Here is a 17,928-nt window from a genome sequence, read left to right as displayed (position 1 = left end):
AAAAATTTTTATTCGATTAAAATTGCTACAGTTAATTCTAAGTTATTATTTGTGAATTCGTGGCAAAAAAACAAAAAAGTGGTTGTAAATTATAATAAAGCATTAAAAAAACCAATCTTCAAAATCATCTCGCAAGCAGCACAAGAGCTTGGTGTAGAAAGCTACGTTATTGGTGGTTTTGTACGTGATTTTTTGTTAGAACGAGATTTTAAAAAAGACATCGATATTGTAGCCGTTGGTAGCGGAATTGAATTGGCTCTTAAAGTTTCAGAACTTCTTCCTAACAAACCAAAAGTGCAAGTTTTTAAGACTTATGGAACTGCGATGCTGCGATTCCAAGAAATTGACATTGAGTTTGTTGGTGCTCGAAAAGAGAGTTATCATTTTGAAAGTAGAAATCCGGTTGTAGAAAACGGAACGTTGAAAGACGATCAAAACCGACGTGATTTTACCATCAATGCCTTAGCTTTTTCGTTGAATGAAAAAAATTATGGCGATTTAATTGATCCTTTTAATGGTTTGGAGGATTTGGAAAATAAAATCATCAGAACACCTTTGGATGCCGATATTACCTTTTCGGATGATCCATTGCGAATGATGCGAGCGATTCGTTTTGCCTCGCAATTGAATTTTACGATTGAAGAAAAATCATTAGCCTCAATTTCTAAAAACTGTGAGCGAATCAATATCATTTCCGGTGAGCGAATTGTAGATGAATTGAACAAAATTTTATCCACAGAAAAACCTTCCATCGGGTTTATTTTATTGTATGAAACCGGTTTGTTGGATTTGATTTTACCGGAATTGACCGCTTTAAATCAAGTGGAAGAAATTGAAGGTCACACCCACAAAAACAACTTTTATCACACATTAGAAGTCGTAGATAATATTTGTCCAAATACCGATGATGTTTGGTTGCGTTGGGCGGCTTTGCTTCACGACATTGGAAAAGCTCCCACCAAAAAATTCAACAAAAAACAAGGTTGGACATTTCACGGACATGAATTTTTAGGTGGAAAAATGGTCAAAAAAATCTTTGAAAGATTACACATGCCTCAAAATCATAAAATGAAATTTGTTTCCAAATTGGTAATGTTGAGTTCGAGGCCGATTGTACTTTCGCAAGATATTGTAACCGATTCTGCTGTTCGACGTTTGTTGTTTGATGCCGGCGAAGACATTGAAGATTTAATGATTTTGTGCGAAGCGGATATCACGACCAAAAACCCAAATAAATTTAAAAAATACCATAATAATTTTAAGGTCGTTCGTCAGAAAATTGTTGAAGTGGAAGAACGCGATCACGTACGAAATTTTCAACCGCCTATTTCCGGCGAAGAGATTATGGAAATTTTCAATTTAAAACCATCTCGTGAAATTGGTATTTTAAAAGAAGCAATTAAAGAAGCAATTTTAGAAGGCGAAATCCCTAATGAATATGATGCTGCTTATGCTTATATGTTGAAAAAAGCTGAAAAAATAGGATTGCAAACGCACAAAAATTAACGATAAGATTAACTTTTGTTTATTAAAACCAATAAATAAAAGTGATGTATTTTTGCATTAAGTTCAGTAAATATGAAAACAAACAAACCCGTTATAATTTGGCTTCTTTCCGGCTGTGTGTTATTGTTTATTATGGTGATGGTTGGTGGAATCACTCGCCTAACCAATTCCGGACTTTCTATGACCGATTGGCATTTGGTTACGGATACTTTCCCTCCTACTTCCCAACAAGCTTGGAATGAAGCTTTCGAAGAATATAAAAAATTTCCCGAATACCAGAAAATCAATATCCACAATGATTTTACATTGGATGATTACAAATTTATCTATTTCTGGGAATGGTTTCACCGCTTTATCGGAAGAATCATCGGAATTGTGTTTATCATTCCGTTTGTTTATTTTTTAATAAAGAAAAAGTTAGACGCTTCTACCATCAAAAAATGTATTATTTTGCTTTTTATGGGAGGGTTTCAAGGATTTTTAGGTTGGTTTATGGTGAAAAGCGGACTGATTGATAATCCTGATGTGAGTCATTATCGATTGGCATTACACCTAACTTTTGCCTTCATCACTTTTGCATACACTTTGTGGGTCGCTTTAGATTTAATCTATCCCAACAAAATTGAAGTGATTTTACCTTTACGAAAACTAGCCCGAATTGCAATGATTGTTTTGGTCATTCAAATTATTTATGGTGGATTTGTAGCAGGTTTAAACGCCGGCTTAATTCACAATTATTGGCCATTGATGAGTGAAGGAAAATTGATTCATGAAACGGTTTGGATTGAACAGCCCACTCTTTTACAAAACTTAACCGAAGGAAAAAGCGGCGTGCAATTTGTTCATCGAACATTGGCTTATGTTGTGGTTGGTTTGATGATATTATTATTTGTTAGAAGTAAAAAATATTCTCTTTCAACAATTCAATCAAAATCAGTTAAAACATTGGTTTTGTTTGTATTTATTCAATTTATTTTGGGTATTTTTACCCTTTTATTTCATGTTCCGCTTTGGCTGGGATTGGCTCATCAATTGATGGCTTTTTTATTGCTGAGTGCCATGACGTTTACTTTACATCGTTTTAGTAAATAACTTTCAGACTATATTGTCGCAGTTTCGTTAGAATACATTAAATGTCTAAACTCGCAGTCGAGGATAAATTTTTAGATTTATCAGATTATGGAAGAAGATTCGGAAGAATTTTTGCTTTACAATTAAAAAATACTCGCTTTACACCTATTCATGTGACGCTCCTTTTTGGAATCAGCGGATTACTTGCGATGTATTGCATCCTCTACAATCACTATGTTTGGGCTGCTTTTTTTATCATTTTGAAGTCCATTATTGATGCCGCCGATGGTGAATTGGCTCGGTTGAAAAAAACGCCATCCTACTCCGGAAGATATTTAGATAGTATTTTTGATATTTTCTTAAACTTCGGATTTTTAATGACTATTTGTTATGTTTCTTCCACCTCTTTATGGTTTACTATCGTAGCATTTCTTGCCATTCAATTACAAGGAACTTTATACAATTATTACTATGTAATCTTACGAAACAAATCAGTTGGAGGCGATTCAACCAGTAAAATTTTTGAATATAAAACGCCAAAAGCATTGTCGGGTGAAAGTCAGCAAACTGTGAATATTCTCTTCAAAATTTACACTGTTGTTTATGGAAGATTTGATAAAATAATTCACTTTTTAGATTCGGATGCATACAAAGTCAAAACCTTTCCAAATTGGTTTATGACGTTACTTTCTGCTTATGGATTAGGCTTTCAATTGTTAATTATTGCCATTATGCTTCCATTGGGCTGGATAGAATGGATTGTGCCGTTTTTTGTAATTTATTCTGTTTTACTATTTGTTTTAATTGCAATTAGGAAAACATTCATTTCTTAAATTACTTCAAGCTTATTTTTAGTTATATTTGATAATTAAGCCAAAATTATCACAATGAATTTACTTTGGAAATATTTAAAACCATACAGCAAATGGGTTTTTCTTGCCCTATTTTTAGCCGCAGTTGCACAAATTTTAGCCTTGTACGACCCAATTATTTTTGGTCAAATTATTGATGATTATGCTCTGAATCCCGGAGATAAAACCAATGAAGAAAGAGTTAACGGTGCTACAAAATTACTTTTTCTTGCCATCGGAATTGCATTGGCTTCGAAACTGATTTTATCCTTCAAAGATTATTTTATTCGTTTAGTAGTTCAAAAATTTGGTATGCAGATTTTTAACGACGGACTTCGACAAACTTTGCGTTTACCTTTTCAAGAATTTGAAGATCAAAGTAGCGGAGAGATTTTATCAATTTTACAAAAAGTTCGTTCGGATACAGAGCGATTCATTTCTTCTTTTATCAATATTTTATTTTCCTCTGCGGTTGGAATTGGATTTCTACTTTGGTACGCTATCACAAAACATTGGGCTTTAATTCCTGTTTTCTTAATCGGAATTGTGTTGCTTGGCGGATTAACGAGTGTTTTAAGTCGTTCCATCAAAACTTTACAACGTTCATTAATTCGACAAAATCGTCAAATGAGTGGTACGATTACAGAAAGTTTACGCAACATCGAATTGGTTAAAAGTTTAGGACTCACTTATCCTGAAATTCGACGATTGAAAGTTCATACGCAAGAAATTTATGATTTGGAAATGGCTAAAGTCAAGAAAATGCGAGTGCTTACTTTTTTGCAAGGAAGCATTTTGACACTTTTGAAACAATCTATTTTATTCATTTTGTTATGGTTGATTTTTAAAGATGTTTTAACGCCGGGAGAATTAATTTCGATGCAATTTATTTCCACGGGAATTATTGGTCCGTTGCAAGATTTAGGAAGCATTATTTTGTCATATCGCGAAGCTGAAACTGCCTTGCAATTGTTTAATGAATTGATGCAAAAACAACCCGAATTCAGTCCCGAAGAACCTGTAGATATTGGTCCGATTGGAGAATTGTATTTTAAAGATGTTGTTTTCCGACATAAAAACGCAAATTACAATGCTATTCAAAATATTTCATTTAAAGCAAAATTAGGTGATACAATTGCATTCGTGGGTCCGTCCGGTTCAGGAAAATCGACTTTAGTGAAATTATTGGTTGGATTATATCGACCGATTGAAGGTGATATTTTGTATGATTCCATTTCGATAAAAGAATTGCGATACAACAGAATTCGTCGACAATTGGGATTTGTAACGCAAGACACTCAACTTTTTTCGGGAACCATTCGTGAAAACTTATTGTTCGTAAAACCCGAAGCTACCGAAGAAGAAATGTTAGAAGCCATCCAAAAAGCATCGGCGATTTCAATTCTACAAAATTCAGAAAAAGGGTTAGATACTATTTTAGGCGAAAACGGTAAAAAACTTTCCGGTGGCGAAAAACAACGTTTGTCAATTGCCAGAGCTTTACTCAGAAAACCACGTTTATTAATTTTTGATGAAGCCACTTCTGCTTTAGATTCGTTGACCGAAGAACAAATCACGGAAACCGTTAAAGAAATTTCGGCCAATAAACAACAAATGACCATTTTGATTGCACATCGATTATCAACAATAATGCACGCTGATACTATCTATGTTTTAGAACGAGGAAAAATTGTTGAAGAAGGTAACCACGAAGAATTAGTGGCTAAAAAAGGATTATATTTTGCGATGTGGCGTCAACAAATTGGAGAACGAAAAGTTTTTGAGGTGGTTGAGGATTAATCATTTTTGCCACAAATTTCACTAATTGCACGAATTAATTTGTGGATATTTGTGAAATTCTTGGCAAAACTAAAGTTCAGAATTTTAAACTATTTCCAAACCAATAAAAAACCACAAATTCTCAAATTTTAAATTCGTGAATTTGTGGTTGATTAATGATTTCTATTTTCTATTTCTTAAAATGCTGTATTTATCGAAAGTGAAAAACCTGTACTTTCCGGAACAAAACGACAAACACCTCCAACACATACTAAACCACCACGTTGACGACCATAATTCATGGCGATTCGTGTTGAATTAATTCGGTAGGCTCCACCAAAATTATAGTAGTGTTTTTGTTTGGACGTATCATCATTACCGTAATTGATAATATCCCAAACATAAAAAGAATATTTATCATTTAAGTTAAGTTCAACGGTTCCACCAGCCCAATTCTTGAAATCGGCATCGGCCCACAAATGTTCTGCTTCAAAACGGATGGATTTGTTAGGTTGAAAATTATAAACGGCTTCTGCTGTAACGATATTCGTGCGAACATCTGAACTTCCGTCTTCTACCCAAGGTTTATTATAGTATTGATTGATGTAGTAGAATCCGGTTCGCCAATTTTCAGACAATTGTTTTTTAACTTCTAAATTATAATCAGAAAAATATTTGGTTCCCACTCCAAAAAAGTTTGTTTCATATTCAGCTGGAATAAGTCGGTATTGCCCCGGTAAATTATACCATGATGCCATATTTAAAGCGACTTTAGTTCCATATCTTCCACCAAATTTGGTGTCTTTGGCAAATTCATAAAACAAATCGATTTGACCTCCTGTTTCACCTACTTTCAAAATTCGTGGATCTTTAAAATCAAAACCTGCTTGAGCTTGATAAACATAAATATTAGCCAAATTAGAATGGTGTTGTTTAGTTAAAGCAGGAGTGAAATTCAATACCTTATCATTAAAATTCAAACTTGTGTTATCTCCTGAAACGGTTGGAACTCGTTCTGATAAAAAAGTCATATTTTCTGTTCTTCGCAAAGTAGCATCAATTCCTAAACCTTGCTTAGAATAACCTAAATTTAAACTTACAGCATTACCATCTTTAATTAAATTTTCATCCAATGTGTTACTGATTCGGTTTAAAACAGCATCTTTGGATTTGTAATTGTATTCAAAATTAGAATAAAAAGCATTATAACTATAATTCACTCTTCCTGAAATTCCATGTGTAATTTCATCAAATTTAGGATTTTCAATGGATGGGTCAATATCCTCATGACGACCAACGTAACTCATTCCAAACGACAAATCAGATTTATCTAATTTTAATAATTGTGATAGTTGAAAATCGGAATCAAAACCGAAAATTTTTCCGTCAGAAACATGAAAACCTGTTCTTTGCTGCCCGTACAAAGCAGTAAGTCGAACATTATCAGAAGGTCGATAAATAATTCTTCCGCCACGTAGAGCCGTATTAATACCTAATGCTCTGTCTTCCCAAGCACGAAGAAGCATTCCGTTACCAAATTGTTCGTAGAAATAACCGGCTGTAACATCAAATTTATCGGTTTTATAATTGATGAAATAGGTAGCAACATCTGTACCTTCGAACTCAGGATTATAATTCAAGAGAGCATTTTTTTCATACGCTTCTACTTGCACTCCGGCCGTCCATCCCTTAATTTGATAATTTAAAAATAAATAATTGTTTGAACGAATTGGATCTTCCGGCTGAATAATTCCACGACCTTTGTCATTCAAATACCACTGTGAATTGGATTCGAATCCACCAAAAATTCTGCCGTAATCTTTTTTAACTTCGGTTGAATCAACTTGAGCAATTGCAAAAAAGGAACAGCTTAAAAAAGCAGTTAATAATAAACTTTGAAATCGCATTTTAAAGTTGTTTCAATTTGTTAAACAACTCTTTCTCTGCACCTTGACTGTATCCATTATGTACATAAACTATCTTTTGGTTTTTTACAACAACAGTATATGGGACATTTGCAATGGATAAAGCTCTTTTTAAGTCTTGGTTAGTATCAAGCAAAACTGTATAAGGCCAATTTTTACCATTTAATAAAGGTTTTACACGTTTTTGAGTACGCGTATCATCAATAGAAACAGCAACAACTTCCATATTCAGTTCTTTTGTCCATTCGGAATAATTTTCTTTGATAGCATCTAATTCATTAAGGCAAGGTGCACACCAAGTTGCCCAAAAAGTAAAGACATACAATTTATCTTTTTCATTAAAGTCATTTTTCACATTAAATGATTTGTTGTCATTTGACTTTAAAACAACATTTGGCATTTGTTTTTGTGCGTGAAGGCTTAAACTTAAAATAAAAAGTAATGTAATAAAAGTAGTTTTCATTGTTTTTGTGGTTTGTGAAAAGTAGTTGAGTTATTATTTGTTTGTTTTATGAATTTAGGACAATATTAAAAAAATACTTTCAATTTAAGTTTAATAGTTAAAAAAATGTTTAAAAAAAATTAATGAAATGTGAATTATTTTGAAAAAAAGTATATTTTTGGGAATTATTAAACTTTAGCTAAACTATTAATTAACAAACCACTAACAATTTTAATTAACAAACCACTAAACTATGAAAAAAACACTACTTACAGCAATTCTGCTGACATTTGGTTATGCAAATAGCCAAACTTTTGTTAGTACCACACCAGAAAACAAAAAAGTTATTTTAGAAGAATTTACGGGTGTCAATTGCGTTTATTGTCCACAAGGGCATGTTATTGCAAACAATATTAAAAATGCAAACCCAAACAATGTATTTTTGATTAATATTCATCAAGGATCATTTGCAACCCCTGGAGCTGGACAACCGGATTTCAGAACAAGTTTTGGTAATGCTATTGCAAATCAAGCAGGAATAGCTGGTTATCCGGCAGGAACTGTAAACCGATCAGTTTTTACAGGACTTTCTCAAAATCAAAATGGAGGAACCGCTATGAACAGAGGAAGTTGGGCAAATGCTTCAAATCAAACCCTAGGACAAAGTTCCTATGTAAATGTTGGCGTGCAAGGAGTTATCGATGCACAAACCAGACAATTAACAGTAACTGTTGAAGTTTACTATACTGGAAATAGCCCCGTAAGCACAAATAAATTAAACATAGCTCTTTTACAAAATAACACTTTAGGACCTCAAACAGGAGGTAATATGGGTAATAATTACAATCACCAACATCGTTTGGTTCACATGTTAACGGGACAATGGGGTACAGATATAACAACAACCACAAGCGGTTCATTTTATTCACAAACTTTCAATTATACTATCCCTGCAGCCTACAATAATATTCCTGCAGAAATCGGAGAAATGGAATTTGTAGCATTTGTAACTGAAACACAACAAAAAATCATCAGTGGAAATGGAGCAAAACCAACTTTTACTGGTTTGGCAACAAATGATGTAAAACTTAAAAGCATAGAAGGAATTAGCACGCAATGTGTTACCTCAATTAGTCCAAAAGTGACGATTCAAAACATGAGTCAAACTGCATTAACTAGTCTACCTATAGAATATAGTATTAATTCTGGTGAAAATTCGGTATATAATTGGACCGGAAATCTAGCTCCATTAACTAGTACAATTGTTCAATTACCTAATTATGATTTTACATTAAACCCAACAAACACACTTAATGTAAGCATTCCTAGTGATGACAATAATGCAGATAATAACGGTAGTACAAACTTTAACAAAGCTGTTGAAACAGATCAGACAAACATTACAATCAAAATCACAACAGATCGATATGGAAGTGAAACAACATGGAATTTGAAAAATGCAGCAGGAAATATTGTTTCTCAAGGTGGTCCTTATGTTGATGGTGCTACTAATGGTATTTATCCTCAAGCAGATGTTAATTTAACTTTACCAAACGATTGTTATACTTTCACAATTAATGACTCTTATGGTGACGGTATGAGTAGTCCAACTTATGGTTTGGGTGGATATCAAATACTGGCAAATAACGTTTTAATACCGGGAATGAGTGGAGGTACTTTTACAAGTACAGATATTAGAAAATTTGGAGTAAACACTAATTTGAGTGTTGATGATTTCAATGCTTCCTTAATCAAATTTTATCCTAATCCAACAAATGGATTGGTTAACATCTCTTTACCAGAATCAGCTACAATTACTCTAACCGATTTAAGCGGGAAACAAGTTTTATCAGGTTCATATGAATCAGGCGAATCAACTATAAATTTAAGTTCACTTTCAAAAGGATTATACCTGATTAATTTTTCAGGAGATAATTTTTCTAAAACGGATAAAATTGTTGTAAAATAAATTAAACAAAGGGTGTTAAATTAATGATTTAACACCCTTATTCCTCAAAATCTATTTTTTTTATTAGATTTGTAAACTACTAAAACTTCAAAAATGAAAAAAATTACCTTATCAATTTTATTTTCAATGGTATTTCTGAATGCATTTTCTCAATTTGTATTTAGAAAATCAGATGGAACACCTATTACAAACGGAATGGTTTTGACTTACGGGCCAGGAGAAAATTACCTAAATTTTAGAGTTCAAAACACAAGTAATCAAGATCTTGACATTAAAATAAAATGTACTAATCTAATTAACACAACCGGAGCTCAATTTGAATTGTGCTATGGAGGATCTTGTTATGATAGCGTAGCAGTAAACGGAGTCTATCCTGAATATGAAAACCCTTTAACACCAGGTCAAAGTAATCCTTCACAAGGAGACCATTTCGTGAATTTTAATGCCGGTAATGGACAGGTAATGGAATTACATTTTTCTGTTTACCCAATTGGTTTTGAAAACGATGCGATTAATTTCGTATATCGTTTTGATCCATTTTTGGGCGTAAATTCTTTTGAAAATTTATCTTCCATGGGAATTAATATTGAAAACACTTCAATAAAAAGTGATTTTAAATTCAATTCAACTCAAAGCGGAAATCTTTCTATTTTTAACTTGAATGGTCAACTAATAAAAGAGATTAAATTCTCAGAAGGTGCTCAAAATCTAAGTTTATCTGAATTGAGTTCAGCTATTTATGTTGCAAATTTTTCAACAATTGAAGGAAAAACTTCCTCAGTTAAATTAATAAAAAACTAAATAAATGAATAAATTTGGTTTAATAGGAATCGTCATTGCTTTTTTCTGTTGCCTTTCATGTAGCACCGATTATACTATTTTAGATCCTGTTGAATCCATTAGTTTAACGGCAGATAGTTCAGTTAAGGTGATTGGGGAGACCATTACTTTTTCAGTTAATACTAATGACGGTGCTGATATCACAGATGAAGCAACTATTTTCATTAACGATAATCAAATAGATGGAAATACTTACACGGGTTCTGAAACTGGTGATTTAACCATCAAAGCAGAATACTTAGGTGTTGAGTCTGAATCAATAGTCGTTCGCTTTCATGATGGTTCTGAAACGAATTTTGTTAAACGCGTTTTGATTGAAGATTATACCGGAACGTGGTGTGGTAACTGCCCGAGAGTAAATCATGCCGTTGAATTAGCTCGTGCTCAAACAGATAAAATTGTGACAGTTGGCATACATCGATCAAGTTCTAATCCTGCAGATGCTAATTATGATCCTTATAATTTTGATACTTCTGAATTAGAGGCAGTTATAAACATGTCTGGTTATCCAAAAGCTTTATTAAACAGAATGACACGTTGGCAACCTTTGGAGCAAAACAACATTACTCAAGTTATTAATTTAACGCAAGGTGAAAATCCTAAGCTAGGTTTAGCTATGGATGTTTCAATTGTTGGAAGCACTTTAAATTTAGATACTAAAGTTAAATTTAGCAAAGACTTTTCTAATTTGAAATTAGTAGTTTATGTTTTAGAAAATGGATTGATTTATGACCAAGTAAATTATACAAATTTTTATACTGGTCCAGGAACAATTTCTAACTTCCTGCACGATCATGTCTTAAAAGCATGCTTAACCCCGCTGATGGGTGAAGCAATTGCAAATAGTAATACAACGGTTGGACAAACTTATACTAAATCTTTTTCGGTTCCGGTTCCATCTAACATTTCAAACTTGAATAATATTGAATTTGTTGCTTTCATAACTGATGAAAACAATAAAACAATTAATGTTAGAAAAGCAAGTGCTGGAGTTACACAAGATTTTGAAGAATTATAAAAACCAATTCTATATTTAAAAAGACTGTCATTTTTTGGCAGTCTTTTTTTTACCCTAACCACTCTTTAAAATCACTTACTCGTTCACGACTCACAATTACCTCATCGGCTTTATAAGTTGGCAAAATCACTTTTAAACGCGAATTACTGTAAACCACAATATCTTTAATTGTTTTTAATGGGATAATGAATTTTCGGCTGACTCTGAAAAAATTTTTCGGATTTAATTCGGTTTCTAATTGTTCTAATGTTATATCTAACAAATAATCACGATTGTCAATAGTGTGAAGATAAGTTCCTTTATTTTCACTGAAAAAACATTCCACTTCATCAATAGAGATCATTTTGAGATGTTCGCCAATTTTGATGGTAAAACGTTGTTTGTATGTCTTTTCAGTTGGATTAACCAACATTCGTTTAATGGCTTCAAAATCTAAAGAAGATATACTGCTTTTTTGAAATTGATTTTTGAATTTTGAAATTGCTATTTCCAATTCCTCTTCGTCAATGGGTTTTAGTAAATAATCAATACTGTTTAATTTGAAAGCTCGCAACGCATATTCATCAAAAGCAGTGGTAAAAATGACAGCACTTTTAATCTCAATTTTTTCGAAGATTTCAAAAGATAATCCGTCAGACAATTGAATATCTAAAAATATCAAATCCGGATGTTGATTCGAATTAAACCATTGCAATGATTCTTCCACAGAATGAAGCATTGTTTCTACTTGCAATCCTAATTTCTCAACTTTGCGTTGCAATAATCGGGCAGCGGGTTTTTCGTCTTCGATGATGATGATTCTCATTTTTTAAGGTAATTGGTTATTGGTAATAGGCTATTCTTGTGAACAGATACTGAAAGCTGCTTACTAAAACTACTCCCACTTATTATTTTTATCCTTTTCCATAATTTCTTTTATTTTTCGTTCCTCCCAATCATTACCTAAAAACCATTGCGGAATGAAAACTGATAATCCGTGTGCCAATAATCCAATTCCCCAAAAGAATGCTGTAAAGAAGTTTTTGTAATGAAAATAGGATTCTCCGGGTGATAAATTTTGAATATTTACCGCTACAATCATAACATTTACAACAACATAGACAATTGCATGTGTATAAAAACCTTTTATTTTTTGCACTCTTTTTCGAGCTTGTTCGTATTTAATTTCTTCTTGCGTGTTCATCGTACTATTATTTAAATTGATTGTTTTTTAATTTCTCCTCTTCTTCTTTTATAAACTGTTTTAGTTTTTTTTCCTCCCAACCTTTCCCAAAAAAGGAACCTGTATCAAACACACCCAAGGCATGAAAAAAGACTCCTATTCCCCACCCTATCATTGGGTAAAAAAACCAATAATGACCAGGAGTAAATTTAAAATTGATAACCACAAAAAGTGGAATAACCAACAAATAGGCAATCAAATGGCTGTAAAACCCTTTTATTTCTTGTACTTTTTCACTTGCTTTTTTATATCGTTCGTAATCATTCTTTTTTTCCATGACAAATTATTTTTAGTTCCAGTTACTATCTTGTTTTTTATCTTTATTCATAATTTCCTGAATTTTTTTGTCTTCCCATGATTTTCCATAACCAAAGGTTTCCATGGCATGAAAAATAATACCCATCCCCCATCCCAACATGGGAAACCAAAACCATTGAAAATTTGAAGTACTTATATTGACGATAATCAACACCGGTATCACAACACAATAAGAAATCAAATTGGCATAAAAACCTTTTAATTTTTCAACGCGTTCTTTTGCTCTTGCAAAAGCTATATTTTCACTATAATTTGTTTGAAAGTTCATCTCTGTAATTTGTTTAGTTAAAATAGGTAATAAGATTTTGAATGTATTTTCACTTTCCTCAACCACTACATTTCGTTTGGTTAAAATGGCATAGCGATTCACTATATTTTGCAATCCAACTCCTTTTCTATCTGACAAAACTTCTTTTTTTTGTAAATTATTTTCAACAACGAGTAGGTTATTTTCAATGTAAATTTTGATATGCAATGGTTTACTTTCACTCACCACATTATGTTTAATACAATTTTCTAAAAGTAATTGAAGTGACAATGGAACAACTTTGGCTTCTTCATTATTAAAATTCTCTGGCAACTCAAATGTAATACTGTTTTCGAATCGCATTTTCAACAAGTTCATATACGTTTTAGCGAAGTTTAATTCTTCCTGAACAGATACCAATTCTTTATCTTTTTGCTCCAAAACATAACGGTAAATTTTGGATAAAGAAGTAGTGAACTTTTGAGCACTTTCCGGGTTTTCTTCAATTAAAGAACTCAATACATTTAAACTATTAAACAAAAAATGCGGGTCGATTTGATTTTTTAAACTTTCAAACTGTGCCGAAGCTGTCCCTGCAATAACTTTTTGTTCTTTTACTTTGTTTTCCTGATACGCTTTGTAAAAATAGAAAGCATGAATTCCTAATGTTATAATGAGCGTGATCACCATCGCCACGATATAATTGGATGGTTTTTCGGTTGATAAAAATTCGCTTAGCGATTTCTTTTCAATGATTACATCTTCAAAAATTCGCATTAAAAAAATAACAAACATTGAGACAACAAATGAAGCTATTCCTCCTATGATTATTCTTTTTCGATTAAAGCGATCATCTTTAAATATATAATCTAACTTACTGAAAACAAAACTATTGGAAAAGTATAAAGAATATCCATATAACATGGTATAACCAAAATTGACAAGCAAATTAAAATTAAAATTAATTTTTCCTCCGCTTAAAAGTTGGATAAAAACTAATACAATAAAAACTGTGATACTAATCCACGTTGCTCTGGGAAATTCTTTGATATACTTCTGCATAATTATTATTGTTTACAGCCTTTTGCAGCTTCTTGTGCTCTTTCTAATCCCCATTTTGGATGAAAAACTGTTTGAGGTTTAAAAGTAGCAAAAAGTTCGATAGATTTTTCAATTTGAGCACAGATTGGTTTGGTATCTGTTCCGAAAAATCGAGCAGAACCCATTTCAAACTCGGCTTTGCTAAACACTACTCTCGGATTACTTGGCTCAATTTGTTCTGCTTTTGCATAGATTTCCATTACTTTTCCGGATAATTTCATTCCGTTGGTCATTGGATCAAAAGCAATCCAAGCAGTGTGAATCATGGCTTGCATCACTAACAATTCTGCATTGTTTGGATATTTGTTCAACTCAACATCCAACGCAGATTGAGCTTTTGTCAGCAAGGCATTTACTTGTTCTTTGTCTTTTGTGGCAAAAGCAGTTGTTGTATTCACTAATGCAACATAATAATTTGGCAACCAGTTGTCTTTTTCAGCCGAAGCAATTCGTTCAAACATAGCTGAAGCTTCAGTGTTTTTTCCTTCTCCCCAAAGACTGAATGCTTTTCCCATTCCTTGTTCAAATTGACCTTGTGAGAATAATTGTGAAGTCACATGTAAAACGATGGTAACGATAATTTTTGTCATAATTTTAATTTTTATTTTGATTATTGGATTGTTAGATTATAGATTTTTTGATTGTTAGAATTTTGATATTGAATTTTGATATTGTCATTGATTTACTGATTCAAATTTCCGTCATAAAATCAAATTTTAAAAAAGAGACTGACTGAGTTGTTGATTTTTGAGGATGAATTGTTTTTGAAAAGGTTCAGAGATGCTGAGGTTCTAAGGTACTGAGGGGTTAACAGTGATTAAACCTTAGCTCCTCAGAACCTCAGAACCTCAGAACCTTAGAGCCTTAGAACCTATAGATTCTCCAATTGATTCGTTTTCTTATTATCACTAATCGTCCAAAAGAAACCAACAAAGAAAAAGCGATCGGCTGGCTGACCAATAGCTCTTCGTTGAAATTGGCCATTCATATCAGGTGAATTGGCATATTGATAGCCAAAAACATTATCAGTTCCGATGATATTGGAAACCGAGAAATACAAAATCTTTTGTTGCGAAAGCAAATAAGCCCAGTTGAAACTCAAATTTTGAAAGGCTTTTGTCTTTCCATTCATAAATTCCATTTCATTCGGATTGTTGTAAGGACGACCGGAATTAACAGTGTACGAAAACCCGATTTGCGATTTCCAATCTTCAATCCAATGTTTTGTAACCACTGACAACGTATGATCAGCAATAAAGCTTGGAGTAACTTGGTTTGGAAAATTCAAATAATCACGTTCCGAATCGATGTATGAATACGAAACCCAATAATCGGTGTTTTTAAAGGTTTTATTATCTCGCCAAAATATATCGATTCCTTTAGCAAAACCGGAACCATCGTTGTTGAAAGCTGAATTAAATTGAGCAATTTCTGTATCAAATTTTACTAAATCGTCATATTTTTTATAATAAGCTTCGGCTCTAAATAAACGACCATCTTTATTATGTTGAAAATTTAAAATGTAATGACTCGCTTTTTCCGATTGAAAATCATCCGAATATTTGATATAATCTGCTCTCGGAGTTTGAACGAAATCGCCATAAGCAAATGAAAATTGTCCGTTTTTTGACACTTTGTAAGCAAAAGAAGCTCTAGGCGAAAGTCGGAATTCATCCAACAAGCTGTTTTGCGAAGCCCTTGCTCCTACTTTCATCGCTAATTTTTTACTAAAGAAAATATCTGATTCAGCATAGGCCGCAGCAATTGAGTTTTGATAACCAACATTAAAAGTTTCTCCTTGAAATTCAGTAAATTTTTCATCAAAATCAGTCACAAAATAATCCGCTCCTGCTGTAATTTTAATTCGTTCGGTGATTTTTTTTCCCACTTTCATTTTTAGGTGAAGGGCATTTTCGTCATTTTCAACTTGATCAGAATTGATTCCGATTTTATTCACACCCAAACCATAACTCAATCCGGTGTGAATATTCCAATTGCTGCCAAACGTTCCTTTGTACGAAGCATTTCCATAAAAATTATCATTCCGCAAATCAAACCGAACTTTCTCCGGTTGATTGATATCTTCCTGATTAATGTCAAATTGAGACACATCAAATGCTCCATACACTTTTAATAAACCATTTTTAAATTGATAACGATAAACCATTTCTCCGGCTAACGATTGATAAGGTTTATTCCAATCAACTGCTTGCGGAATCAATTTTTGATACGGTTCTAAATTGATGTAAGCCGCATTAAAAGTCAGTGAATTATTGTTCCTTTTTTGCGTATTTCCGATTCCTAATCCAACGGTCATCAACGAAATATCGGTTTGTTCTTGTGTTGGTTCATCAATCGTATTCAAAGTCAGCACACTCGAAAGAGCTTCTCCAAATTCGGCACTATAACCTCCTGTTGAAAACGAAATTCCGTTAAACAAAAATGGTGAAAAACGCCCTCGAGTAGGTAAATTTTGTGCCGTTGCACCATACGGTTGAGCCACTCGAAGTCCGTCCACAAAAGTTTGAGTTTCATCAGCTTCACCACCACGAACAAATAAGCGACCGCTTTCTCCGACAGTTTGAGTTCCCGGTAACGTATTCAATGCTCCGATGATATCTCCGGCAGCACCGGCGGTAGTTACAATATCTAAAGGTTTTAGGACAGAAACTCGAGCTTTATCTCCGGCTTCAAACGTTCCGGCAGTCACAATAACAGCATCCAAGGTATTTACACTTTCTCTGAGTTTGATGGTTTGGTTTTTGAAATTGTTTACATCAATTTCCTTTTTAAATGTTTCAAATGAAAGAAAACTAACCACAATTATTTTAGTTCCCGTTTCTGAAGTTGAAAATGTAAAATTTCCGTTTTCATCTGATGAAGCTCCGTCATACGTTCCTTCTAAATAAATGTTTGCACCGGGAATGGCGATACCTTTTTCGTCAGTGATTCTTCCGGAAATCTCTGTTTGAGCGTACGTTTGAATTCCGATAACAAAAAGTAGAAATGTAAAAATAGTTTTCATTGGTTTGATTTTGATGAGACAAAGTTGGTTCAAACGATATTGAATAAAAATTGAAAATTACTCAAATGTGAAAATTAGAGGATGAATTGTAAATTAGTATGTTTTTTAGTATTTTTACTAAAATCAATTATATCATGAAGAAAATAATTGTCATAATTTTATTTCTTGTCTCTTTTCTCGGCTTAAGTCAAGAAAACAATTCTAATTTGTCGAATGAAAACAGTAAGTCGTTTTATAATTTTAATTTTCAGGAAACAAATTACAATTACAAACCTTTTCCAAAAAATTATTTTTCTGAACTACAAGACAATTTCGCAACATTAAATGAATTACAAAGCAATTTACCTAAACTGAATTATGGTAAGCAAACCTTTTTCTACACTAAAGATGAATTCACAGGATTTTATAATATTTATAGTTCAGTGAATAATGAAGTTAGATTGTATCAAAGTCATTTCAGTATTTTAGATTTTTCGCCGACTTGTGGGATGCCTGGTCCCGTGAGCAATGGAGATGCGGGAGATTTGTTTGGTGCAATCATACATTCATTACTTTCTGACCTTGATTTAAAATTTAAAATAGGCAAACGACATACTATTTCCTTCTTTTAACAT

At 32.8% G+C, this 17,928-nt stretch carries 16 protein-coding genes; 8 read left to right on the top strand and 8 right to left on the bottom strand.

The window, feature by feature from the left end; translation table 11 throughout:
• The first annotated feature begins 78 nt into the window (after window positions 1-78).
• The 4 genes from B4N66_RS07450 (at window position 79) to B4N66_RS07435 (ending at window position 5,228) form a co-directional block, all read left to right on the top strand.
• Entirely contained in the window at window positions 79-1,506 is a 1,428-nt protein-coding gene (locus B4N66_RS07450) for a CCA tRNA nucleotidyltransferase (RefSeq protein WP_291094436.1), read from the top strand.
• Window positions 1,507-1,578: 72 nt separating this feature from the next.
• The gene (locus B4N66_RS07445; protein ID WP_291093611.1) at window positions 1,579-2,598 is read left to right on the top strand and encodes a COX15/CtaA family protein; all 1,020 of its coding nucleotides are present in this window, start codon (window positions 1,579-1,581) and stop codon (window positions 2,596-2,598) included.
• 41 nt (window positions 2,599-2,639) lie between these two features.
• Window positions 2,640-3,410, top strand: coding sequence for a CDP-alcohol phosphatidyltransferase family protein (locus B4N66_RS07440; RefSeq protein WP_291093610.1), 771 nt, complete (start codon window positions 2,640-2,642; stop codon window positions 3,408-3,410).
• Window positions 3,411-3,464: 54 nt separating this feature from the next.
• Window positions 3,465-5,228: an ABC transporter ATP-binding protein gene (locus B4N66_RS07435; RefSeq protein WP_291093608.1), complete on the top strand. Its 1,764-nt coding sequence runs from the start codon at window positions 3,465-3,467 to the stop codon at window positions 5,226-5,228.
• 176 nt (window positions 5,229-5,404) lie between these two features.
• On the opposite strand, the gene B4N66_RS07430 is transcribed toward B4N66_RS07435, so the two are convergent.
• Both B4N66_RS07430 and B4N66_RS07425 read right to left on the bottom strand, forming a co-directional pair.
• On the bottom strand, window positions 5,405-7,114 hold the full coding sequence (locus B4N66_RS07430) for a DUF6029 family protein (protein WP_291093607.1): 1,710 nt from the start codon (window positions 7,112-7,114) through the stop codon (window positions 5,405-5,407).
• Window position 7,115: 1 nt separating this feature from the next.
• On the bottom strand, window positions 7,116-7,595 hold the full coding sequence (locus B4N66_RS07425; RefSeq protein ID WP_291093605.1) for a TlpA family protein disulfide reductase: 480 nt from the start codon (window positions 7,593-7,595) through the stop codon (window positions 7,116-7,118).
• A gap of 232 nt (window positions 7,596-7,827) precedes the next feature.
• Between B4N66_RS07425 and B4N66_RS07420 the strand changes: the two genes are divergently transcribed.
• From B4N66_RS07420 to B4N66_RS07410, 3 genes are all read left to right on the top strand, one after another.
• The gene (locus B4N66_RS07420) at window positions 7,828-9,543 is read left to right on the top strand and encodes an Omp28-related outer membrane protein (protein WP_291093603.1); all 1,716 of its coding nucleotides are present in this window, start codon (window positions 7,828-7,830) and stop codon (window positions 9,541-9,543) included.
• Window positions 9,544-9,636: 93 nt separating this feature from the next.
• Window positions 9,637-10,344: a T9SS type A sorting domain-containing protein gene (locus B4N66_RS07415; protein ID WP_291093602.1), complete on the top strand. Its 708-nt coding sequence runs from the start codon at window positions 9,637-9,639 to the stop codon at window positions 10,342-10,344.
• 4 nt (window positions 10,345-10,348) lie between these two features.
• Window positions 10,349-11,401: an Omp28-related outer membrane protein gene (locus B4N66_RS07410; RefSeq protein WP_291093600.1), complete on the top strand. Its 1,053-nt coding sequence runs from the start codon at window positions 10,349-10,351 to the stop codon at window positions 11,399-11,401.
• A gap of 49 nt (window positions 11,402-11,450) precedes the next feature.
• Here the strand turns inward: B4N66_RS07410 and B4N66_RS07405 are convergent, their stop codons facing one another.
• The 6 genes from B4N66_RS07405 to B4N66_RS07380 form a co-directional block, all read right to left on the bottom strand.
• Window positions 11,451-12,206: a LytR/AlgR family response regulator transcription factor gene (locus B4N66_RS07405; protein WP_291093599.1), complete on the bottom strand. Its 756-nt coding sequence runs from the start codon at window positions 12,204-12,206 to the stop codon at window positions 11,451-11,453.
• Window positions 12,207-12,275: 69 nt separating this feature from the next.
• Window positions 12,276-12,584: a 2TM domain-containing protein gene (locus B4N66_RS07400; RefSeq protein ID WP_291093598.1), complete on the bottom strand. Its 309-nt coding sequence runs from the start codon at window positions 12,582-12,584 to the stop codon at window positions 12,276-12,278.
• Window positions 12,585-12,591: 7 nt separating this feature from the next.
• On the bottom strand, window positions 12,592-12,900 hold the full coding sequence (locus B4N66_RS07395; RefSeq protein ID WP_291093597.1) for a 2TM domain-containing protein: 309 nt from the start codon (window positions 12,898-12,900) through the stop codon (window positions 12,592-12,594).
• Between the two features lie 12 nt (window positions 12,901-12,912).
• Window positions 12,913-14,250: a 2TM domain-containing protein gene (locus B4N66_RS07390; RefSeq protein WP_291093595.1), complete on the bottom strand. Its 1,338-nt coding sequence runs from the start codon at window positions 14,248-14,250 to the stop codon at window positions 12,913-12,915.
• Window positions 14,251-14,255: 5 nt separating this feature from the next.
• Entirely contained in the window at window positions 14,256-14,879 is a 624-nt protein-coding gene (locus B4N66_RS07385; RefSeq protein ID WP_291093594.1) for a hypothetical protein, read from the bottom strand.
• A gap of 281 nt (window positions 14,880-15,160) precedes the next feature.
• Window positions 15,161-17,314, bottom strand: a complete 2,154-nt coding sequence (locus B4N66_RS07380) for a TonB-dependent receptor (RefSeq protein ID WP_291093592.1) — start codon at window positions 17,312-17,314, stop codon at window positions 15,161-15,163.
• 134 nt (window positions 17,315-17,448) lie between these two features.
• Between B4N66_RS07380 and B4N66_RS07375 the strand changes: the two genes are divergently transcribed.
• Window positions 17,449-17,925: a hypothetical protein gene (locus B4N66_RS07375; RefSeq protein WP_291093591.1), complete on the top strand. Its 477-nt coding sequence runs from the start codon at window positions 17,449-17,451 to the stop codon at window positions 17,923-17,925.
• Window positions 17,926-17,928 lie beyond the last annotated feature (3 nt).

The sequence above is a fragment of the Flavobacterium sp. UBA2787 genome, assembly GCA_002352205.1.
GTDB lineage: Bacteria > Bacteroidota > Bacteroidia > Flavobacteriales > Flavobacteriaceae > Flavobacterium.
The sequence above is the reverse complement of the archived record's forward strand: the minus strand, read 5'-3'. Positions and strand labels throughout refer to the sequence as shown.